Here is a 21454-nt window from a genome sequence, read left to right as displayed (position 1 = left end):
TGCTCAATCAACGGCTTGCGGCAACGTGAACACCCCAAAACCGTGCCGAGAAGGACTATTTTCCTCAGATTTCGCAAAGAAGCCTCTCTGACAACCGCGTGACTTGTTCCCAAGGAAAAGCTACCGAGCATCCTTAATACGACCCTCACCGCGAGGCAGCTTTGCTTTAGCTTATTTTACTGCTTCCAACATGTGGTATCATCATATCACGTCCTTTGGACCGTGCCAAGTACTTCCCTCATCCCACCAAGCGCCGCAAGAATTTCACGGCATAGCTCCGTTTCAGCTGGTCATGCTGTTTCCGTGAGATTTAGGAACCGCCATTCCGGAACTGGGAACCGCGCTAGATCTAAGCAACCGGAACCTGCTTCTTCCCGACAAAGAAGGCCGAGAGCAGAGCGACGGCCGTGAACATCGTTGCTACCGTCAAAGCTTCCCTGATCCCATTCTGGAAGGCAATCCCTTTCAATACCAGCATGAAACGCAAGAGCACTGAAGGAGCCTTGGCAGCGAAGACCGAAGGTTGCATACCATAGGTATTCACACCCTGGAGGGACTGCGCACTGGTATTCTGCAGGTAGCTGATCAAGCTATAATTCTCATGATTCTGCATGACCGTACTCAAGATGGCCGTGCCGAAGGAACCGGCAACATTGCGCAGGGTATTCTGCAAGGCGGAAGCCTTGTTATAATAGCGGCGGGGCACGGCATTCATTCCGGCCGTACTCAAAGGCATATTGCTCAACCCCATCCCCGACTGGCGGAACATATAGATCATCATAATCGACATAAAGCTCCAATTGTAGTTTAGGTTGACCAAGAAAAAGGAAGCAACCGTCATAATACTCAACCCCAAAATGGCTAAAGGCCTGGCTCCCACCTTGTCAAACATGGCACCGCTGATCGGCAGCAGGACCGCCGTAAGAAGAGCGCCCGGCATTGTCAAAAGCCCAGTCTGGAGCGGCGTCAGGCCAAGCCCGTTTTGCAGAAACACCGGTAAGAGAAACAGTGTTCCCATCATCGCGATTCTCAGGATACCGGCAGCAATGTTCGCCACCAAAAAAGGACGAATCTTTAAGAGCCGAAGTTCTACCATGGGGTTGTCTGTGGTCAGCTCCAGCACCACAAAGAGAGAAAGGAAGATTCCGGCCGCCAGGAAAAGGGAAATAATCTCGGCAGAGTGCCAGCCGCTCGTCGGTACGTCAGAAAATCCATAGAGGAGGCAGAAAAAACCGATGAGCGAAGTGACCATACCCGGCCAATCAAACTTCCCGGCGTCTCTGGCTTCGAACTTAGGAATCGCAGTTCGGGCTATCAGGATATTAAATATGCCAACAGGCACATTTATGTAAAAAATGAGTCGGAAATTCAAGTTCTGAACAATGTAACCGCTTAACGTCGGGCCAAAGGCCGGAGCAAACATACTGGCAATCCCCCAGATTCCCATCATGAGGCCCCGCTTTTCCGGTTTCGAGAGACTGAACAGGATAGTCATACTGACTGGCAAAAGGAGCGCCCCGCCGACAGCTTGAACGATGCGGAATGTGATAATCGATGAAGAACTCCAAGCCGCGCCTGATAAGGCCGAACCGAGGACGAAGATGGACAAGGCAAGTATATAGATACGTTTCATTCCAAAGCGATCCGCCAAGTAACCGCTGGCCGGGGTCAGCATTCCTACAGTAAGGGTATAACCTGTGATCACCCACTCAATCGTCGTTTGATCCGTAGCAAACACCGACATCATCTTCGGGATCGCCACATTGACAACACTTGTATCGAGAATTACCATGAAAACCCCCAAGACAACGCTGACCATCGTCAAGGCCTTGATGCCAAACCGTTCTTCAAAGCTCACGTGTTTCCCCCATTTCCTAAATCAATAAACTGACTCTCCCCTTGGCAAAACCCAAGCTAAGCCCAAGAGGTTCCGCAACTTTTACGGCCGAGAGTCTCCGAAAACTTCGGGGCCTTATCTCTTTAGCACGCAAACTAATTATACGGCTAGAAGCATCTTACGACAAGTATTTCCGGCACTTGAGAATCCCGGTTCTTGCGCTTAAATTCCGGTTAGGCTTTTAAGTGGGCAATATTAGTAATTACAGTAGTGGTTGCTCTGCCATTCGTAACTTTGACCAATGCCACGGCAGACACTCCCAGTGCCGTTGGAACTTCTAATACAAACTCTTCCAGTACTATGTTTTCCTTGGAAAGATCAAATAGGAATGTACCGGCAAATGCTATTTCGGTTATCAGCATTCGCGAACGCATGAACCCTTTAGTACGATGTCCAAGTCTTAGCAGAATGAATGACTTCTCCATTTCTATACGTGGCAAGTGCCTCGCCTGGCATGCTGGCCGGACCTTCCTTGAAAGGGTCCTTGTCCCATAGGGAAAAGTCGGCATCACACCCCGGTAAAAGGCATCCACAATTCTCGAAGCCTCGAACCGCCGCACCGATCGCAGTATAACTCTTTAGTGCCTCGCCCAAGGATATACATTCACCCCCGGACAGTGCCATACCCCTTGCTGTGCGCCGACCTGTTGCCATGGCAATCCCTAACCATGGATTAGCCGGGTCACTGTGAGCTGTTGAGGGAGCATCTGATGAGAGTGCAACTTTTATACCCTGCTCTTTTAAAGATCGTATAGGGTAGGAGTTAAACGTACGATCGTATCCAAGACCATTCAAATAGGACTCAATTTCGGCGTACGTGAATATGGGTTGTGTTACGACCCCAATCCCGTGCTTAGCCATCATTCCCTGCGCGTAAGTCGTCGGCAGTGCGGCGTGTTCTATCGTGAAGCTGTCGCCGCCATGGACCCCAAATTTTGATAGAGCAGTAACGACCAGGTCAATCGCGGCATCGCCCATGGCATGAACCGCGAGTTTTAGCCCATGACTTAAAGCCATGCTTGCCGCTTCCTCGATTTCCCTTTCACTCACCCGCATTATTCCCCTACCCCAATCATGGAGGTAGGGTTCATGTAGAGCCGCCGTATGTCCCGAAATGCTCCCATCGGCAAACACCTTCAGACCGAGCAGTTTCAAGTCCTGCGTAACTCCCGGTTCAAGGAGCGGTAACTTGCCACGAACCTTAAACCACTCAAAGACTATGAAAAGGCCAACCCTTTGCTTCCAATTTCCTTCACGTAAGCCTTCACTGTATAAATCCCATTCTTCAGACGAGCCACTTCCACTTTCCATATCACATACGGTTGTTACACCACGAGAGGCAAGGTACTTACTCGCATCTGAAATGGCACTCGCCGTAACCGAAGGGTCTGGCTCTGGGACACACCGGCCCACTAACGGGATTGCGGACTCCTGCAGTTCTCCGGTTAAGAAACCCTCATGGCGAACTATTTTTCCTCCCTGAGGATCGACGGAGTCTTCCGTAATGCCCGCTAATTTAAGTGCTAATGAATTTGCGACTGCGATGTGTCCACACGCCCGCACCATCAATAGAGGGTGTTCGCCGGAAACGCGGTCCAACTCGTCCCGCTGTGGTAGTCTTGGTAGACTCCATTGGGACTCGTCAAATCCACCGCCCAAAAGCCACTGTCCCTTCTCAATCTCTCTCGCCCTGTCCTCTATTGCCTTTAGAAATTCGTCAAGAGTATTCAGTAAAGGCGGATTGGTGCGGATTTGCTTTTGTAAAAGGCCAAGCAGTAGCGGGTGGGTATGGCAATCCACGAATCCAGGCAGTACAATGGCTCCGGCCAAATCAACTGTTTGCCTTGGTATTCCATGAACCCTTGGACCTGCATAAACAATCTTCTTGTCCCTGACGATCATCGAGTCGACCGGCTCAGTCCCGGTCAAGGTGTAGATCTTGCCTATAAATTCAAGATCCATGTTTCCCCACCCTTTCTAAAATAGCGCTGCCCAAGAGGGATCTTTACACACGGGGGTTTCTTGTCCCCTCTTCAGCGCTCTAAGTTAATCCTGTACACCCCGGCATCCGCCGATGCTTTCTTAATCGCTTTGCAACGATGTCCAAGACTACGAAGAGAGGACCCTCTGCTTATTGGGGGTATTATCCTTTCGGCCTCCCCCATACGATAATACCCCCCTCCACTCATTGGACTAACTTTTGCCGTTGCGAATCCGCCACCGTCCCGAGGTGTTACTGCCGCCGCATAGTGTCCGTGGATTGATGGCGTAAATTGTCCGTAATTTGACGGATGGACTGACCGAAATTCCTGGATCCGTCCGTCCGTCCGTCGTTTACATTGCGCATGTTCGGTAAAAAAGAGCCGGGAGCTTGCTGCTGACCGGCTTTTGTTGGCCTTGTTAGTTGCACTGCCGAAATTTCCTTGCGGCTTGGAAAGCCAGAATGTCTCCTCTGGCTTCTTTCAATTTTTCCTGAAAGACTGTCTTAAACCACGCTGTTCTGTTCTTAGTCGGCGGGTACTGGTCAAACTTATCGTTCACTTTGCAAATAGCCTCAATTATTTCATCTTGGTTAAAACCTTGCTCTTCCGCTAATTGCAGGGCCAAAGGCAGTAGATCATAGAACCCGGTCTGAATGAAGTATTTTTCTAAAGCTGGCTGGGCCGATATCCCATAGTTCGATGGAGGGAAGGTCTTTGGCATTCTGAACATCTCCCTGAATTTAATGAGCAGCGGGGCAACCCCCTAATTTTAGAGCCTTACTCCCTTATTCTCGTGATTTCATAGTTTTATGATTTTGTCCAAGAAGGCTTAGCATAAGCTCACTTGACAACCGCTTGGCCGAGTTTACAACTTCCGGCCTCTCAATGTAAAGGGTCCGCTTTGCCGGGCTTACGCCCGCCCTTGACATTGAAGTCCTCCAGCCGTTGTGCGCAATCAAGCGGTTGTCAAGGGTTTATCCGCAGATGGAATCTGCCCTCTGCTGCACATCAGCACACTTAAACTTTCACCACAAAGCGTTTGATTTCTCCTTTGCTGAGCTTTTCTTGGAATTCTTCAGGCGACAGGTCGTAAAGGCTGTCGTGATAACGGCGTTTGTTGTAGAAGTCAAGATAGTTAACGATTACCTCATACGCTTCGGCGTAACTGCCAAATTCATGTTTTGAGAGGCATTCCCGTTCTAGGTTGGAGTGAAACGATTCGATGTGAGCGTTCTTGTTCGGTGTCTTCGGCGGAATTCTCTCGTGCTCTACACCCCAACTTTCACAAGCGGTCTCAAAGATATGACTAATAAACTGCGGCCCATTATCTGTCCGGATCACGGGCTCATTTGAGCTTCCAAATATTCGCCGACGCCAGAGAGCTCTTTCCAAGGTCTGGGCGGCGTGTTTGCCTTCGCAGCTTAAACCAATATGGTAATCGACCAGACTGCGGTCATACACGTCAAGAATGCCCATGAGAAAGAAGAATCGGTCTTCTCCGCGGATGTATCCGTACTTGATGTCCATTTCCCAGAGTTGATTCGGTGCGGTTATCTCTCGATTTCTTGCGATCCGGCGGGGATGCTTGACTCGTAAACGCTTAGCCGCCTCCAGAATATCCAGCTCTTTGCAGAGCCGATAGCCTTTTTTAAAGCTGATAACCAGATTCCTTTGCCTTCTTAAGCTTAAGGTGAGCTTTCGGTAGCCATACGCAGCCTCCTCTCCGGCCACAAGTTCCAGAAGCCATTCTTTGATCTCTTCGTCACTGATTAGCTTGCCCTCTGGGGTTCGGCAATAACCTGGACGTGGGCGTCCCCCCTTGTTTTCACGCTCCTGCTTAGGTACCTGTTCCGATTTCCTTCGGTTGTAGTACGTTGCTTCGCTGACACCAACAATTCTGAGCACATGAGCTACTGCATATCCCCGGTCAATCCATTGCTCAGCAACCTCTATTTTTTCGGAAAGCCGGGCTGGCGGTTTTTTAGAAGATCCTGATAAATTGCGATCTCAAGGTCCTTTTCTCCAAGAATCGATTTGAGCCTTCCGTTTTCCTCCTCGAGCTCGCGAAATTCCTTGGGTGACGGAAGGTACTCCGCTATCTTCTTTGCCTCGTCCGAAGCCTGTCCCCACGCCTTGTGCTCACTCTGCTTTCCCCAACGGTAGATTAGCCCAACGCTTATCCCATGTTTTTTGGCTACGGGAACCGCGTTGCCGACCTCCCGTACCTCTCGAAGAACCTCGGTCTTAAATTCTTTTGAGTATCGATTACGCTTCACCATATCCCCCTCCACATCTTCAGTGTACCCTATAAGGGGCTATGGCTCAAGTTCGGTTAGGGGGCTTTATAGAGCAGCATAGGTCTCCCCTGTTTCAAGCTCACATTAGATTTTCACTGTGTAGGTGTCCCAAATTCGCAAATTGAGCCGAGTGCCATCGATAACAACGTACCATTGCTGCCCATATTCCAAGCGGCAGGGTATGCTTTTGTTCCCGATACGAAGCTCAAAGCATTCCCCACAGTGAAGTCCAAAGGTTTGTGGACCCTTGTGGACTATCCAGCGGTCTGTCAATTCATCGTATGTTAGGTCATACCCCTGACGATTCATGACAGTTCCCCCTCGATGACGCGCTTCACCATTCGGTCATCAATAATCCGGTGACCCTTCTGGGCGCCATACATGAGGCAATGGGTACAAACTTTATTAATGAGCCGGGCGGAACCGCTGGAAAACCGGTAGATGTCGTCGATGGCTTGCTCTGAGAAAATGTCATTGTTGGCTCCCGCATACCCTAAGTGGCGTTGAATATAAGCCTCAGTATCCGCACGATCATAGTGGGTTAATTTACACTGCAAGTCGATACGCTGGCGAATAGCAGCATAAGCCTGAAGTTGAAGCCGATCCCAAAGTTCAGTTTGTCCGACAAGAATGAGGGCCATGGGGCTTTCCGCATCCATATTCATATTAAGCAGAAATCTGACTTCCTCCAGCATTTCACGGTCTAACAGATGAGCTTCATCCACGACCACGACAGGCTGCAGATGTTGAATTCCCCTCATGAGTTCGATTTCCCGATGCAGCTGACGTTTGGCATCCCCACGGTAGAACTTCGATTCGAAGCCGAGTTGTTCTAAAAGTCCCTTGTAAAAATGCCGGGGGGTCAGTTTGGAGTCCGATAAATAGAGCACTTTAAATTTGGACGGGTTTAAGGTTTGCGTATAACGGCGAATGGTTGTGGTTTTCCCCGTCCCGCAATCGCCGGTGACCACGGCGAACCACCTTCGCTCGGCGGCATACTCCAGCCGCCCTAAGGTTTCGTCTAAGAGGATCGACTCGTAAAGTTCAGCGGTTGGAATATCCCGTGAAAAGGGTATCCGGCTAAACCCATAGAATGTTTCAAACATCTTGCACACCCTCCTTGTAAACCGTACGGAAGGAGAGGGCCGGGGCTTGGCGTTCACGGCGCTCATGGTTTTTCTGTTCGGCAGCTCCCAGTAATCTGGATGAGTCCGCCTTTTGTGCTTGGAGGTGCTCCGGCAGCTCCGGGCGTTTGCCGGCGTGTTCTCCAATTACGAGTTCATGCGCTTTCCAGGGAGCGTGTCCTTCGTATTCAATGGTTAGTTCGCTGATGTCCGCCGGATCATAAACCACATTCACCTTACAGCCAATAAAGGAAAGCCCGACTTCATATTTTTTGCCCATAAAGCTAATGCAGCCGGATTTATCCACTCTGCGGGATTCTGAGTGTAAAAACGCATTGGCCAAGACCTCTGGGTCAGGGAAGCGAAGGGGTTTTTTGTCACTGCGATAGGCTGCTTCTGGACTCATATTGTTTTCCAGTGCGGCATGCGGTTTGTTCTCATAGCATTCGCTAAGCCAGACTTGAAATAATTCATTAAGTCGATCAAGGGTCTTGGGCTTTTCCAAAGCGACTTCGCTTAAGAAGGCATCAACAAGCCGGTTAAATTTTTCAATTTTTCCTTTGTTACGTTAATCTTTACATAACAAAGGTTATGTTAAGACTTCCGTTATGTAAAGAAATGCGATTCCAAAATGCGGAAGCACCCTGTTTTGGTGTTATATATCTTTACATAATAATCAGGAAGTGTTACTCATAGATCAAAACATCAAGGAGGGTTTGATTTATGGTAACTGACTTTAAAACATTGGTTTCTTTATGCGAAGACGAGCTAAACAGTCGGGAGTATGCCGCTATACACCTCGGCAGAATCAAAGCAGAATGGGAAAATCTCGCTAATTGGATGAAACTGCAGAACTACACGACTTTTTCCGAATCAATTGGGTTCCAGTATTGTGATGAGACTCTGGGAACTCATATATTGGCTGAAAAGCTAACACACACCAATCGGATACGGCTACGTGCGGTCCGTATGCTGACTTCTTACCAGAAAGACGGCGATTTTGAATTCCGTACCCCACAGGTTGAAAGGATTTTCCACGGTAGTATAGGCATGGATATAAGCCTGTACCTATCTTACCTTCGCAATGTGCAGCTTCTTTCGGAGAGCACAATCAAGAACAAGGAACAGTATCTATACGGATTCTTTTGTTACCTGGAAAAACACCTTTTAACACTAGATAATCTTTGTATTGAGGTCATTGAGGATTTCTTTGACTCAATGGATTATTCGCTCGCCTCCAGGCACAACTGCAGTTCAACGCTGCGTATCTATTTTCGATACGCACATGATAACGGCATTACCGACAAAGACAACTCTATCTTCGTTCTGGATGATAATTACAATCGACGTTGCAAGATTCCTACGACATACAATGAAGATGAAATCCGTACAATTATCTCATCAGTGGAACGCTCATCTGTCACAGGAAAACGGGATTACTTGATTTTATTGCTTGCAGCCGAATATGGATGGCGCTCCAGTGACATCGTAGGCTTCCGGTTCAGTCAGATAGACTGGGACAAAAATATCGTCCGTTTCTGCCAACATAAAACGGATATACCGGTAGAGTATCCACTACTCTCTTCAGTGGGCAACGCTATTATAGATTATCTGAAGCACGGGCGTCCTGTAACTGATTCAGAAGAAATCATCGTGTCGGCAGAATCAGCAAAAAAGGGCCGGCCGCTTTCACCCCCGACCGTGCATTCCATTGTGACGAAATACATGCGCAAGGCAAACATTATGAACTGGGAAACCAAGAAACATGGACCACATTCTCTGAGGCACAGTTTGGCAACTAACATGTTAAAAAAGAATGTCTCCATGCCCATCATCAGTACTGTCCTTGGGCACCAGGATACCGAGAGCACCAAGGTGTATCTGAAAGTAGATGTGGAAAAGCTGCGCCAATGCCCGCTTTCCATGCCAAGGATATATTCAAAGCACTACAGGGCAGGGAGGTGCGAAGCATGAACAGATCAGAATTAAAATCCGTTTTTTCAGAGGAGATAGGTCAATATTTGGACTACATTGTGGCCTCCGGGTATAAAGAAAAAAGTTATTGCAACCATTTACGGCAGTTTGACCACTTTTGCATTGAACATGAAATATGTCAACCAGTTTTCACCAGCCAGCATGCAACAGAATGGATACAGCGGAAAGAAAATGAGGCAAGCACTACGCACTATCTATAAAGCCCCCTAACCGAACTTGAGCCATAGCCCCTTATAGGGTACACTGAAGATGTGGAGGGGGATATGGTGAAGCGTAATCGATACTCAAAAGAATTTAAGACCGAGGTTCTTCGAGAGGTACGGGAGGTCGGCAACGCGGTTCCCGTAGCCAAAAAACATGGGATAAGCGTTGGGCTAATCTACCGTTGGGGAAAGCAGAGTGAGCACAAGGCGTGGGGACAGGCTTCGGACGAGGCAAAGAAGATAGCGGAGTACCTTCCGTCACCCAAGGAATTTCGCGAGCTCGAGGAGGAAAACGGAAGGCTCAAATCGATTCTTGGAGAAAAGGACCTTGAGATCGCAATTTATCAGGATCTTCTAAAAAACCGCCAGCCCGGCTTTCCGAAAAAATAGAGGTTGCTGAGCAATGGATTGACCGGGGATATGCAGTAGCTCATGTGCTCAGAATTGTTGGTGTCAGCGAAGCAACGTACTACAACCGAAGGAAATCGGAACAGGTACCTAAGCAGGAGCGTGAAAACAAGGGGGGACGCCCACGTCCAGGTTATTGCCGAACCCAAGAGGGCAAGCTAATCAGTGACGAAGAGATCAAAGAATGGCTTCTGGAACTTGTGGCCGGAGAGGAGGCTGCGTATGGCTACCGAAAGCTCACCTTAAGCTTAAGAAGGCAAAGGAATCTGGTTATCAGCTTTAAAAAAGGCTATCGGCTCTGCAAAGAGCTGGATATTCTGGAGGCGGCTAAGCGTTTACGAGTCAAGCATCCCCGCCGGATCGCAAGAAATCGAGAGATAACCGCACCGAATCAACTCTGGGAAATGGACATCAAGTACGGATACATCCGCGGAGAAGACCGATTCTTCTTTCTCATGGGCATTCTTGACGTGTATGACCGCAGTCTGGTCGATTACCATATTGGTTTAAGCTGCGAAGGAAAACACGCCGCCCAGACCTTGGAAAGAGCTCTCTGGCGTCGGCGAATATTTGGAAGCTCAAATGAGCCCGTGATCCGGACAGATAATGGGCCGCAGTTTATTAGTCATATCTTTGAGACCGCTTGTGAAAGTTGGGGTGTAGAGCACGAGAGAATTCCGCCGAAGACACCGAACAAGAACGCTCACATCGAATCGTTTCACTCCAACCTAGAACGGGAATGCCTCTCAAAACATGAATTTGGCAGTTACGCCGAAGCGTATGAGGTAATCGTTAACTATCTTGACTTCTACAACAAACGCCGTTATCACGACAGCCTTTACGACCTGTCGCCTGAAGAATTCCAAGAAAAGCTCAGCAAAGGAGAAATCAAACGCTTTGTGGTGAAAGTTTAAGTGTGCTGATGTGCAGCAGAGGGCAGATTCCATCTGCGGATAAACCCTTGACAACCGCTTGACTGCGCACAACGGCTGGAGGACTTCAATGTCAAGGGCGGGCGTAAGCCCGGCAAAGCGGACCCTTTACATTGAGAGGCCGGAAGTTGTAAACTCGGCCAAGCGGTTGTCAAGTGAGCTTATGCTAAGCCTTCTTGGACAAAATCATAAAACTATGAAATCACGAGAATAAGGGAGTAAGGCTCTAAAATTAGGGGGTTGCCCCGCTATTCCCGGATAAATGGAATTAAACGATTCTTGATCTATCTAAGCCGCAAGGGATATCACGTCTTTGTGACAAGAGATATTAGCCACAGACAGACGGGTTTTCAGCCGTACATATATACCGAAGATGAAATAACAAGATACTTTCATGCGGTTGATACATATGAGTCCTCGCGGAATCGTAAGGATGCCATCCAGTTTCCGATACTCTTCCGGCTTCTGTACTGCTGCGGAACGAGGATAAATGAAACGCTTGGCATCAGAAAACAAGATGTGGATCTTGAGGACGGCATAATTAGGCTTTTTGAAACAAAGAACAATTACGAACGCCATATCGTCTTGAGCGGTGAGCTTGGAGACTTGATGCAGAAGTATGCAGAAAAATGTTTTTATCTTTTGGATGATGAGCAGTATATATTCACCACATCCAACGGAGCACGATTGAGCGGCCGTGTTGTTTACGAATGCCATAGGCTATTCCTTCAGAAAGCCGGGATACCATACCTTGGGGGAGGCAGAGGGCCAAGGCTGCACGACTGGCGCCATACTTTTTCTGTGCATTCCTTTAAGCAAATGGTTGACTCCGGGTTGGATATGTACGTGGCACTTCCCATCCTGTCTACGTATCTTGGTCATAAGACGATCTACGCCACGGAACAGTATGTCAGACTGACAATGAGCCTGTATCCGTATATTGAGAAGCGTTTCAAGGATAAGATGGACAAGGTGTTCAGTGAGGTGGTAAGCCATGAAAACAACTGATTTTGCTCTGTATTTGAATAAATATTTCACCGTTTATTTACCCAATGAGAGCGGCAGTACGCCAATGACTATTGATTCTTACAGATACGCATTCATACTCTACGTGACATACGGGAATGTAAATTATTTTGTGTAAATGGTATTTCTACCCAAACGATTTTTGGGTTAGAATATAGCTGGCTCTTGCCAATCTGGGAGGGTAGGGCTCTGCTGGAGAGCAACCTGAGCGCCCAACTGGTTTCTGCCGGAGGAAATGGGAACTGGCTTTATAGGGTTCCCTTTCCAACTCCATTTCCTTACGGGCAGAACCAAGGCGATAAACTCCAGGGGCGAAGCCCCTGACTAGAGCGCACCGCTGAGCCGGTCCCCATATTGTATCGCAAACTGTGAGATACATTCTGCCCAATTTTGAACGGGCATAGTCCATTTCTTCGTGATTTCCATGGTTGCCAGGTAAACGATTTTTCGTAGGGCATCATCCGTGGGAAAAGCCGTTTTCGTTTTCGTGATTTTCCGCAGTTGTCGGTGATAGGCTTCCACTGTATTGGTTGTATAAATCAACCGGCGGATTTCTCGGGGGAAAGCAAAGTAAGTGGTGAGCTCCAGCCAGTTGTTTTCCCAGGAACGAATTACCAATGGAAATTTCTTACCCCATTTTTCTTTGAACATTTCGAAAGCAAATTCGGCTTCATCCAAAGTCGCCGCTTGGTAAACCTGTTTTAAGTCAGCCATCACCGGCTTTCGATCTTTGAAGGAAATATACTTCATGGAGTTGCGAATCTGATGAATCACGCACAGTTGAATCGATGTTCGGGGAAAAACGCTGTTTATGGCCTCTGAGAAGCCTGTCAGCCCGTCTTTGCTGGCAATTAGGATGTCTTCTACGCCCCGATTCTTTAAGTCGTTGCAGACACTGAGCCAGAAGCTGGCACTTTCACTTTCGCCAATCCAGATTCCGAGAATATCTTTACGGCCTTGTACATCCAGACCCAAAACAGAGTAAGCGGCTTTGGTGACAATCCGATTATCTTTGCGAACCTTGAAGTGAATCGCGTCCAGAAAGACGATGGGATAGATACGCTCAAGGGGTCTGCATTGCCATTCTGTGACGAGTGGCATGACCTTGTCCGTGATTTTACTGACCAACTCGGCTGAGACATCAATGCCGTAGATATCGCGCATATGGGCTTCAATATCCCGGGTCGACATGCCTTTGGCATACATCGCGATAATCTGTTGTTCGAGTTCACTGGCGTTTTTCTCGTACTTCTTGATGATGTGTGGTTCAAACTCGCCGTTGCGATCCCGGGGAATCGCCAGTTCTGTTTCACCCATACGTGTTTGAATGGTCTTTCTCGAATATCCATTGCGGCTGTTGCCTGAATTGTTGCCCTCAACACTATGTTTTTCATAACCAAGATGGTCGCTCATCTCGGTTTCCAGAATCTCCTGCAGGGTGCGTCTGAAGAGGTCTTTGAGCGTGTTGTGGACGTCTTCGACGGTCTTACAGTCCTTGGCGACTTCACGGGCTAACCGGTCTTTAACATCTTGCATAAATGATCAACTCCTTATTGGTAGTTCTAACCATTTACACAAAACTTCATACGTCCTCTGACATACATGCAAGAAGAACTCCATATATCCGCAGACAGGATACAGATATCTGACCTGACCCGTAAGAACGTTTTGCTGTTTCTGGAATGGCTTCAGGAACACCGGCTAAATGGGATAGCGACAAGGAACCAACGGCAGGCTACCATTAACAGCTTTGTAAGGTTTCTTATGTACGAATTTCCTGAGCATTTGGATGAATATCAGCGAATCCTCGGAATTCCAGTAAAAAAAGTACCTCAGAAAGAAATATCGTATATGAAAACGGACGGGATAAAGCTGCTCATGGAGCAGGTGGATCATGAATCGTCTAATGGTCTGCGCGATTATGTTATTCTGTCTCTTCTTTATACAACAGGCCTGCGTGTAAGTGAACTCATAAACATCCGGGTGAAAGATCTGTCACTTTATGCACCGCATACGCTCCTGGTTCATGGGAAAGGGCAGAAAAGCCGTTATGTCCCCCTAATGGGCAATATCATTTCACCCATACAGAAATACCTGGCTCGAAAGGGGTATGACAGGCAGGAAAAACTGGAAGAATGGCTGTTTACAAACCATATGAATACTCAATTCACCAGACAAGGCATCAACTATCTTGTCACTAAATATGCGAAATCCGCTCGGGAAATCAATCCGGAGATTATTCCAAAGGATTTCAGTCCCCACAAAATGAGACATTCGACCGCTATGGGGCTTGTAGATTCCGGGGTGGATTTGATTTACATACGGGATTTGCTTGGCCATGTCAGTGTTAAAACAACGGAGGTGTACGGAAAAGCAGATGCGAGGCGAAAACGTGAAGCGATTGAGGCAGCCAGTAAAGAAATCGTTCCAGCAGAGACAGCGGAATGGGATAACAATACTGATTTGAAACAGTGGCTGAAAACATTCAACCGAAGATGATTATGTAAAGAAATCTCGTTGGGACTTTCGTTATTTCAAGGATTTCACCGAAAATCTTTACATAACGGAAGTCTTAACATAACCTTTGGATTCTGCGGCATATGGCCTTGCATAGAGTAAACGGATGCCAAGTTTGGAGCAGGTTCGGCTCATTGCTTTGGTTCTATACTGCTTTCCGTTATCAAAGAACACCCCCTGCGGCAATCCCCGCTTTTGAATAGCCATTCGAAAACAGTCTTCCACGATCATTTGATCAAGGGTCGGATAGAAGGCCCCATGCAACACATGCCGTGTCGCATCATCTATGAAGGTGACCAGATACACTTGTTTCATGGAGCCTTTGAGGCCAATCGGAAGGTATGGGCCAAATTTGATATCGGATTGCCATAATTGATTACGATGCCGCTTTTGAAAACGTCGGGAAGCGATGTCTGTACTGGCATACATCCGCATCTGGCGCGTGCTGTAACCGCGCTCTGTGAGTTTTTCCTGCAAGGTGGAGCGTTTGAGTTCTCCAGGGTTCGCTTTGCCTTCCCATTCTAAGATCTGAATGATCTGGGCAATGCTCCGGCGGGGTACCTCCCGACGCAACAGAATCGCTTGTTCCAGAAGCTCTGGGGCGATCGTCTCCGTTGGTTTTCGACCTTTTCCTTGGGGTTTGAGACCCTCAAATCCCTTTTGATGATAAGTCTCTAAGTAACGCCGTAGGGTTCGCTCGGAAATTCCGTGGGCAAGGCACAGTTGGTACTTGAGCTCCCGTGCTTTGGCCGGATCGAGCCCTTCCGTCAGGAGAGGCGACAAAAGCTGAACACGCTCGGCCGCAATCTCCTCGGCTTTTCTTTGATCTTTCATCCGCAAACACCTTTCCTCTCTCTTAGGTAGACTTCGATTTTCAGTCTACCTCAGGCGTTTCCGGACAGAAATGCAGAACGGGTCTGTACCCAGGAATTTGTGTTGACGAGGGGGCGGACAATTCTCGCCAGCCAACCGGATGTATGTCCAACGTAAAGTCCAATTCTTTGGTGTGCAGAAAGTGTGGGGACGGACGGCTCCTCCACAGGGTCTTGCCCAAGACGAATCGCAATGGCATTTAAACAGCTCAGAAAATACGGGAGGATCGTGATAAACCACACTCGCAGACGGTACAATGTGGCATTATCTGCCGCAACGTCGGTAGGCTCAGAACCCTCCAGAACGACGCATTCGATACAGGAAGATTCATAACGTTTGTAGGGCACGATACAGTCAGGCAGTTCGTGATGAATTCGCCTGCACTGCGCACAACGCAATCTACGAATGATTAGCACCCGGGTTTGCCCAGAACGGGTTTTTATTTTCCTTCTTCGACTTCCGATGACGCTGAGCTGTTCTCCGCAGCAAGGACAAGGGACGGACTCTGCACACCTAACAAAAAACTTTAGTAAGGGGGTCTTCAATTAGATCATATTTTGATATAATAACCATGATCCTTTTTGAGGGATGCCTCTCGTGAATCTGTTGATGGCGGATTTACGGTTAACGAGGCATCCTTTTCCTTTCCAAAGATATGGTCATTATATCGGGCAATTCCTGGACAGGCAATACCGCCAGCTTTCGGACTTTATACTCTAGCCCAAACACCGAGGTCATCCCAAAAGTCAGCATTCACACCCTTCACATAATCTTCAAGTTCTTTTGTTCTATAACCAGAAGAGATGCCCCAGTAGTAAAAAAACAGTGCAAAAACGATTATTACTGCATTGTCCCAAGGAAATGGAATTAGCTTGACTGAGCTATTGAACGAACCAATATAGCTTATTATGTTCTCAAACAGAATAAAAGCGATCCACCACACCCCCGCCTTAATATCCCTCAAAGGCAGAGAAAGACGTTTGAAGTAGTAAGCATAGATCACGACCCCCACCAAAAAGAGTAGGCTTTCCTGTCCAACCAGTGGCCAGCCCCCCCAGTACAAAAATAACGCACCCGCACAAAATGCAACCGGACCAATCCAATTCCCATACACCCCTAGCGAAAAATATCTTGGTTTCAATTGGCTTCACCACTCCCCGACCTCCAGCCCGAAGGCCTCAGCCACCGCCCGATAAGTCACCTTGCCCCCCAGGACGTTCACGCCTTTCTTGAGCGCACTGTTTTCGGCCGCCGCCCGTTCCAACCCTTTGCCAGCCAATTGCATGAGGTAGGGCAGAGTGGCGTTCGTCAAAGCCAGGGTAGAAGTGTAAGGCACGGCCCCGGGCATATTAGCGACACAGTAGTGCACAACACCGTGTTTCACATAAGTTGGGTGATCGTGGGTCGTAACCCTGTCAATGGTCTCAATGCAGCCACCTTGGTCAATCGCCACATCGACGATCACAGACCCGGGTTTCATCGTTTTGACCATTTCTTCCGTCACGAGGTGCGGGGCTTTAGCTCCTGGAATCAGGACCGCCCCCACCAAAAGATCCGCTCGGGCCACCGACTTCTCAATGTTATAGCTATGGGACATCAGGACCTGAACGGTTGCTCCAAACAGATCCTCCAGTTCACGCAAGCGTTTCGGGTTATTCTCCAGAATCGTCACCCTGGCTCTGAGACCCACGGCCATCTTCGCCGCGTTGGTGCCGACGATCCCGCCCCCGACAATCACGACATTCCCCGCCTCCACTCCGGGCACCCCGCCCAACAAAACTCCACGCCCACCCTGGGCCTTCTCCAGAAAATGCGCTCCGATTTGGACAGACATTCTGCCGGCGACTTCGCTCATAGGTTGGAGCAGTGGAAGAGAACCGTCCGGCAACTGGATCGTTTCATAAGCAACGGCTTTAACCTTATGCTCCATCAGTTTGAAGACCAAATCTCCGGCAGCCGCCAGATGCAAATACGTGAAAAGGATGAGTCCTTCCCGGAAATAGTGGTACTCTTCCGGCAGGGGTTCTTTCACCTTGACGACAATCTCCGCCCTGTGCCAGACTTCGGGTGCTGAGTCTAGAACTTGAGCTCCCGCCGCCGCATAGTTTTCGTCGCTAAATCCGCTCCCTATTCCGGCCCCCGCCTGAACCAGAACCTGATGCCCCGCTTTCACCAGGGCTTTAACTCCTGCCGGAACCATTCCCACCCGGTTCTCATTATTTTTGATCTCCCTCGGTAACCCGACAATCATGCCATTCTCTCCTTTGCTCTTGTCTCTCTCGTCTCATCTGTCGTCTCTCTCGTCTCTCTATCGTCTCCCTCGTCTCTCTCGTCTCTCTCGTCTCTCTATCGTCTCCCTCGTCTCTCTTGTCTCTCTCGTCTCCTTTTTCTGTTTTCTCTTCTCTTCTCCTCCTTCTTTTCTCCCGTTTCTTCTTTTTTTACCTTTTGTTCTTTCCTTCGCCCTTTATACCTTCTCTTCTACTCTTCTTAGTTTTTGACCCTCCTTTTCTCCTTCTTAGTTTTTGACTCTCCTTTTCTCCCTCTTTCACGATTTTTTCTCACTTTTCTTCAAGCCAGCGACTGACCTCCACGCAATCAGAGGCCAGCCCCACGCCCCACGAGTCAGAAACCAGAGTGAATACCTTCTCACTCAATCGTCGCCAAAGCTTCTTTCAGCACGCCCACGATAAAGTCGATATCCTCACTCGTCGTGGAAAACGGAGGCGAAAGGGTGAGGATGTTGTTAAAGCCCGGAATGGTGTCTCCATTTTTGCCGATGATGAGCCCACGCTTTTTGCATTCATTGATGACCTTAACCACTTTGTCGGGAGCCGCGGGCTCTTTCGTTTCCCGATCTTCCACCAGCTCAATCCCGGCGATAAAGCCGAAGCTGCGGATGTCGCCCACGCGCGGGTGATCCTCCAGGGCGGAGAGCTTTTGGCGCAGTTCCAAGCCCAGCTGCTCGGAGCGTTCGACGAGTTTCTCCTCTTCCATGATCTCCATATTCTTAAGCGCAAGCTTGCAGGATACCGGGTTTCCGCCAAAAGTATTGACATGACGGAAATGCTGGTTGGGAGCGGTCCCCATGAAAGTGGCTGCTATCTGGGCCCGCACAGCCGTGGCCGACAAGGGGAGATAACCGCTCGTAATCCCCTTAGCCATCGTCACAATATCGGGCTTGATTCCGAAGTTTTGATGCCCGAACTTCCGTCCGGAACGACCGAAGCCGCAGATCACCTCATCAATGTGCAAAAGGACACCATGTTTGTCACAAATCTCCCGCACTTTGGGCAGGTACTCGGGCGGAGGGACAATCACTCCGCCCCCGGTAATAGCCGGTTCCATGATCACTTCGGCTATGGTTTCTTCCCCTTCCCAATTGATCGCTTCGGCAAAAACCTGAGCACATTCCAAATTGCATCTGCCATAGGTTTTGCCGAAAGAACAACGGTAACAATAGGGAGGCTGGACGTGCAGGAATCCGGGAGCCAAAGGTTCATAGTCCATTTTCCGGATGGACTGCCCGGTGGCCGCCAACGACCCCAGGGAGTTACCATGATAAGCCCGGTAGCGGGAAATGATCTTGTAACGGTTAGACTGCCCCCGGTGATGATGGTACTGACGGGCGATTTTGAAAGCGACCTCATTAGCTTCCGAACCGCTGTTGGAAAAGAAAATACGGTATTCATCCCCCAGCCAATCGCTGATTTTCTCGGAAAGCTCGATCGCGGGAATGTGGCTTTGGGTCAAAGGAAAAAAGGCCAACGTTTTGAGCTGTTCGTAGGCGGCCTCCGCCAGTTCCGGCCGTCCGTAGCCGATATTGGTGCACCAGATACCCGCCATCCCGTCGAAATACCGGTTTCCCTCCACATCCGTAATCCAGGATCCTTTGCCCTCCGTTACAATCAAGGGATTGGGATTGTACTGGGATATATGGTGCCACATATAAGTACGATCTTTTTCCAGCAAGTCTTCTTTGTTCCAGGTCTTCAAGTCCTTAGCTTCAGCCACCGGGCACACCCCTCTCATTCCATAGTCTCATGTTCTATACTCCATGCTCCTGCCTCATGCTCCATACTTCTGCTCCATGCTCCATACTCTTGCTCCATGCTCCATACCTCGCTATGACGTCATAGATCGTCACCCCAACCATAATACTCCTACTCCATGCTCCATACTCCTGCCCCATACTCCTACTCCATACTCCATACTCCATACTCCATACCCGAAGTTCGATGTTCACGGGTTTGTGATCATACCAGCCTTAAAACCCAAAGTTACAGCAGAGAACGGCCCCAGCCCCAACCCCTGAGGGTTAACCTCCCCTCCCCACTTCTCCTAAACCCCAGCCGCAACAGGCGCGGACTCCTACTTGACAAACACCTTCTGCGAGCCAATCCCCATATCTCCTTCCGCGAACCAGCGGGCCGTGATCGTCTTCTTCCGGGTATAGAACTCAACCCCATCCTTGCCGTTGACATGGAGGTCCCCGAAGAAGGAGCGTTTGGAGCCTGAAAAAGGGAAAAATCCCATGGGAGCGGGGACTCCCACATTGACTCCGATCATCCCGGCTTCTGCCCTGAGGACGAACTCCCGGGCGTAATAACCGCTGCGGGTATAGATCGTCGCCCCATTGCCAAAGCGGGACATCCGGATGGTGTCCAGCCCTTCCTCAAAATCCTTGACCCGCATGACACTGAGGACCGGGGCAAAAATTTCCTCGCGCACAATTTCCATATCCGGATGGCAATCATCGAAAATCGTCGGGCCCAGGAAATATCCTTGCCCAAAGGCCCGGGCATCTTGTCGCCCATCCCGGACCAGGGTCGCCCCCGCCGCCAGGCCCTTCTCGATCCGGCCGTGCACCCTTTCCAAGTGGTTGGCTCGAATAACCGGGCCCAGGTCCACCCCTTTTTCCAAACCCTGTCCCATTTTCAAGGCGGCCGCTTCCTCCAGCAACAGACTCATAAGCCGGTCGGCGACTTCTGCGACCACAACTACCGCACTGGCCGCCATGCAGCGTTCTCCGGCCGAACCGAAAGCGGAGCTGACGATCGTTTTGGCCGCCCGGCGTAAGTCGGCGTCAGCCAGGACCAGGTGATGGTTTTTCGCTCCCGCCAAGGCTTGAACCCGTTTCCCGTTGGCCGCCGCGGTCTTATAGATGTACTCGGCCACCGGCTCTGAACCGACAAAAGAGATCGCCTTCACTTGCGGGTGTTCCAAGAGGCCATTGACCACCTCATGAGCACCATGGACGAGATTGATCACCCCAGCCGGCAAACCGGCTTCCCGTAATAAGTCCATGGCCCGCATGGAAGAAAGAGGCGCCCGTTCCGAAGGTTTTAAGACAAAAGTATTTCCGGCCGTGAGTGCGACCGGATACATCCACATCGGCACCATAAGCGGAAAATTAAAGGGGACAATTCCCCCCACAACCCCTAAAGGCAGGCGGATGGTCTCACCGTCGATTCCCCGGGCAATATTGGGCAAGGCATCCCCCATCATCAAGGTGGGCATCCCGGCGGCAAATTCGACCATTTCTATGCCACGCAGGACTTCAGCACTGGCTTCGTTTATGTTCTTGCCGTTCTCGGTCGTAATGGAGCGGGCTAACTCATCCTGGTGCCCAAAGAGAAGATGTTGAAAGCGAAACATGATACGGGCCCGCTCCACGACCGGAGTGGCGCTCCAGGCAGGAAAAGCCTCCGCCGCGGCTTGCACCGCGGCATCCACATCGGCCCGTCCGGAGAAAGGGACTTTTGCCAACACTTCTTCTGTAGCCGGGTTATACACTTCTTCATAGCGGGTGGGGGCAGGGTCTACCCATTGACCCGCAATATAATTTTGCAATCTTTCGATTTTTCGTCTGTTCAAACCGGTCACCCCTTTATTTATCTCAAAAATTCTGTTACTTTTATCTTAGCAGAATTTAAGGATTCCTCATGAGGCAAAGTGTCAACTGTTACTCCTAGTATTTTAGACACTACGTAAACTATCCCCACTGCGTCGGGATCTGCTTCACCGGCTTTCCGCAAAGCTCATTCACGAAAATACGGTGGCGTGCACTGAGGATTACGGCAATATCTCATTTGCCGGTCAGTACGCAGCCGGGGTGAACTGGTTCAGCTAAAGCTGAACATCGAGACTTCGGTGAGGGAGTCTACCCCCACCGAAGCGGAGTACGGGGCACCACTCCCACT

General features: G+C 49.5%; 19 protein-coding genes and 2 pseudogenes. 5 read left to right on the top strand and 16 right to left on the bottom strand.

Going from position 1 to position 21454, the window contains the following annotated elements; translation table 11 throughout:
* Window positions 1–349: 349 nt before the first annotated feature.
* From MNU25_RS06050 to MNU25_RS06010, 9 genes and pseudogenes are all read right to left on the bottom strand, one after another.
* On the bottom strand, window positions 350–1858 hold the full coding sequence (locus MNU25_RS06050; RefSeq protein ID WP_240984247.1) for a DHA2 family efflux MFS transporter permease subunit: 1509 nt from the start codon (window positions 1856–1858) through the stop codon (window positions 350–352).
* A gap of 212 nt (window positions 1859–2070) precedes the next feature.
* Complete coding sequence (locus MNU25_RS06045; protein ID WP_240984246.1) at window positions 2071–2259, bottom strand: hypothetical protein; 189 nt, start codon at window positions 2257–2259, stop codon at window positions 2071–2073.
* 19 nt (window positions 2260–2278) lie between these two features.
* On the bottom strand, window positions 2279–3859 hold the full coding sequence (locus MNU25_RS06040; RefSeq protein WP_240984245.1) for an amidohydrolase: 1581 nt from the start codon (window positions 3857–3859) through the stop codon (window positions 2279–2281).
* Window positions 3860–4297: 438 nt separating this feature from the next.
* Window positions 4298–4600 (bottom strand): hypothetical protein, encoded by a 303-nt coding sequence (locus MNU25_RS06035; protein ID WP_240984244.1) that lies wholly within the window; start codon window positions 4598–4600, stop codon window positions 4298–4300.
* A 296-nt stretch (window positions 4601–4896) separates the two neighbouring features.
* Window positions 4897–5784, bottom strand: a complete 888-nt coding sequence (locus MNU25_RS06030; RefSeq protein WP_240984243.1) for an IS3 family transposase — start codon at window positions 5782–5784, stop codon at window positions 4897–4899.
* 44 nt (window positions 5785–5828) lie between these two features.
* Window positions 5829–6158 carry a transposase gene (locus MNU25_RS06025; protein WP_240984238.1) on the bottom strand — a complete coding sequence of 110 codons (330 nt, stop codon included), beginning with the start codon at window positions 6156–6158 and terminating at the stop codon, window positions 5829–5831.
* A 102-nt stretch (window positions 6159–6260) separates the two neighbouring features.
* Window positions 6261–6485, bottom strand: a complete 225-nt coding sequence (locus tag MNU25_RS06020; protein ID WP_240984242.1) for a DUF5348 domain-containing protein — start codon at window positions 6483–6485, stop codon at window positions 6261–6263.
* Window positions 6482–7282 carry an ExeA family protein gene (locus MNU25_RS06015; RefSeq protein ID WP_240984241.1) on the bottom strand — a complete coding sequence of 267 codons (801 nt, stop codon included), beginning with the start codon at window positions 7280–7282 and terminating at the stop codon, window positions 6482–6484. The genes MNU25_RS06020 and MNU25_RS06015 overlap by 4 nt, the downstream gene beginning before the upstream one ends.
* Window positions 7275–7859, bottom strand: a pseudogene (locus MNU25_RS06010) (Mu transposase C-terminal domain-containing protein); the annotation flags it as partial. The pseudogene MNU25_RS06010 and the gene MNU25_RS06015, both read right to left, overlap by 8 nt.
* Window positions 7860–8023: 164 nt before the next feature.
* On the opposite strand from MNU25_RS06010, the gene MNU25_RS06005 reads away from it, so the two are divergent.
* The 4 genes from MNU25_RS06005 to MNU25_RS05990 all read left to right on the top strand — a co-directional run bounded on the left by MNU25_RS06005 (window position 8024) and on the right by MNU25_RS05990 (window position 11846).
* Window positions 8024–9274 carry a site-specific integrase gene (locus tag MNU25_RS06005; protein WP_240984239.1) on the top strand — a complete coding sequence of 417 codons (1251 nt, stop codon included), beginning with the start codon at window positions 8024–8026 and terminating at the stop codon, window positions 9272–9274.
* Between the two features lie 284 nt (window positions 9275–9558).
* Window positions 9559–9888: a transposase gene (locus MNU25_RS06000; protein ID WP_240984238.1), complete on the top strand. Its 330-nt coding sequence runs from the start codon at window positions 9559–9561 to the stop codon at window positions 9886–9888.
* 44 nt (window positions 9889–9932) lie between these two features.
* Window positions 9933–10820: an IS3 family transposase gene (locus MNU25_RS05995; protein ID WP_240984237.1), complete on the top strand. Its 888-nt coding sequence runs from the start codon at window positions 9933–9935 to the stop codon at window positions 10818–10820.
* Between the two features lie 333 nt (window positions 10821–11153).
* On the top strand, window positions 11154–11846 hold the full coding sequence (locus MNU25_RS05990; RefSeq protein ID WP_240984236.1) for a tyrosine-type recombinase/integrase: 693 nt from the start codon (window positions 11154–11156) through the stop codon (window positions 11844–11846).
* A gap of 342 nt (window positions 11847–12188) precedes the next feature.
* On the opposite strand, the gene MNU25_RS05985 is transcribed toward MNU25_RS05990, so the two are convergent.
* Window positions 12189–13400, bottom strand: coding sequence for an IS256 family transposase (locus tag MNU25_RS05985; protein WP_240984235.1), 1212 nt, complete (start codon window positions 13398–13400; stop codon window positions 12189–12191).
* 228 nt (window positions 13401–13628) lie between these two features.
* On the opposite strand from MNU25_RS05985, the gene MNU25_RS05980 reads away from it, so the two are divergent.
* On the top strand, window positions 13629–14363 hold the full coding sequence (locus MNU25_RS05980) for a tyrosine-type recombinase/integrase (RefSeq protein WP_240984234.1): 735 nt from the start codon (window positions 13629–13631) through the stop codon (window positions 14361–14363).
* A gap of 72 nt (window positions 14364–14435) precedes the next feature.
* Here the strand turns inward: MNU25_RS05980 and MNU25_RS05975 are convergent.
* From MNU25_RS05975 to MNU25_RS05950, 6 genes and pseudogenes are all read right to left on the bottom strand, one after another.
* Window positions 14436–15215: pseudogene (locus tag MNU25_RS05975) on the bottom strand (DDE-type integrase/transposase/recombinase); the annotation flags it as partial.
* 50 nt (window positions 15216–15265) lie between these two features.
* The gene (locus MNU25_RS05970) at window positions 15266–15799 is read right to left on the bottom strand and encodes a DUF6431 domain-containing protein (protein ID WP_240984232.1); all 534 of its coding nucleotides are present in this window, start codon (window positions 15797–15799) and stop codon (window positions 15266–15268) included.
* Between the two features lie 164 nt (window positions 15800–15963).
* Entirely contained in the window at window positions 15964–16395 is a 432-nt protein-coding gene (locus MNU25_RS05965; RefSeq protein WP_240984231.1) for a hypothetical protein, read from the bottom strand.
* A gap of 6 nt (window positions 16396–16401) precedes the next feature.
* Window positions 16402–17505, bottom strand: coding sequence for an alanine dehydrogenase (gene ald, locus MNU25_RS05960; RefSeq protein WP_240984230.1), 1104 nt, complete (start codon window positions 17503–17505; stop codon window positions 16402–16404).
* A 395-nt stretch (window positions 17506–17900) separates the two neighbouring features.
* Window positions 17901–19265, bottom strand: coding sequence for an aspartate aminotransferase family protein (locus MNU25_RS05955; protein ID WP_277350663.1), 1365 nt, complete (start codon window positions 19263–19265; stop codon window positions 17901–17903).
* 357 nt (window positions 19266–19622) lie between these two features.
* Window positions 19623–21128 carry a CoA-acylating methylmalonate-semialdehyde dehydrogenase gene (locus MNU25_RS05950; protein WP_240984229.1) on the bottom strand — a complete coding sequence of 502 codons (1506 nt, stop codon included), beginning with the start codon at window positions 21126–21128 and terminating at the stop codon, window positions 19623–19625.
* Window positions 21129–21454 lie beyond the last annotated feature (326 nt).

The organism is Acididesulfobacillus acetoxydans (assembly GCF_902729405.1).
GTDB lineage: Bacteria > Bacillota > Desulfitobacteriia > Desulfitobacteriales > Desulfitobacteriaceae > Acididesulfobacillus > Acididesulfobacillus acetoxydans.
This window is presented reverse-complemented; position numbering and strand designations above follow the sequence as displayed.

Excerpts from the sequence above, each read along its gene's own strand:
- MNU25_RS06045 (WP_240984246.1), bottom strand. The coding sequence starts at position 2,259 with ATGCTGATAACCGAAATAGCATTTGCCGGTACATTCCTATTTGATCTT.
- MNU25_RS06040 (WP_240984245.1), bottom strand. The coding sequence starts at position 3,859 with ATGGATCTTGAATTTATAGGCAAGATCTACACCTTGACCGGGACTGAG.
- MNU25_RS06035 (WP_240984244.1), bottom strand. The coding sequence starts at position 4,600 with ATGCCAAAGACCTTCCCTCCATCGAACTATGGGATATCGGCCCAGCCA.
- MNU25_RS06025 (WP_240984238.1), bottom strand. The coding sequence starts at position 6,158 with ATGGTGAAGCGTAATCGATACTCAAAAGAATTTAAGACCGAGGTTCTT.
- MNU25_RS06020 (WP_240984242.1), bottom strand. The coding sequence starts at position 6,485 with ATGAATCGTCAGGGGTATGACCTAACATACGATGAATTGACAGACCGC.
- MNU25_RS06015 (WP_240984241.1), bottom strand. The coding sequence starts at position 7,282 with ATGTTTGAAACATTCTATGGGTTTAGCCGGATACCCTTTTCACGGGAT.
- MNU25_RS06005 (WP_240984239.1), top strand. The coding sequence starts at position 8,024 with ATGGTAACTGACTTTAAAACATTGGTTTCTTTATGCGAAGACGAGCTA.
- MNU25_RS06000 (WP_240984238.1), top strand. The coding sequence starts at position 9,559 with ATGGTGAAGCGTAATCGATACTCAAAAGAATTTAAGACCGAGGTTCTT.
- MNU25_RS05985 (WP_240984235.1), bottom strand. The coding sequence starts at position 13,400 with ATGCAAGATGTTAAAGACCGGTTAGCCCGTGAAGTCGCCAAGGACTGT.
- MNU25_RS05980 (WP_240984234.1), top strand. The coding sequence starts at position 13,629 with ATGTACGAATTTCCTGAGCATTTGGATGAATATCAGCGAATCCTCGGA.
- ald (WP_240984230.1), bottom strand. The coding sequence starts at position 17,505 with ATGATTGTCGGGTTACCGAGGGAGATCAAAAATAATGAGAACCGGGTG.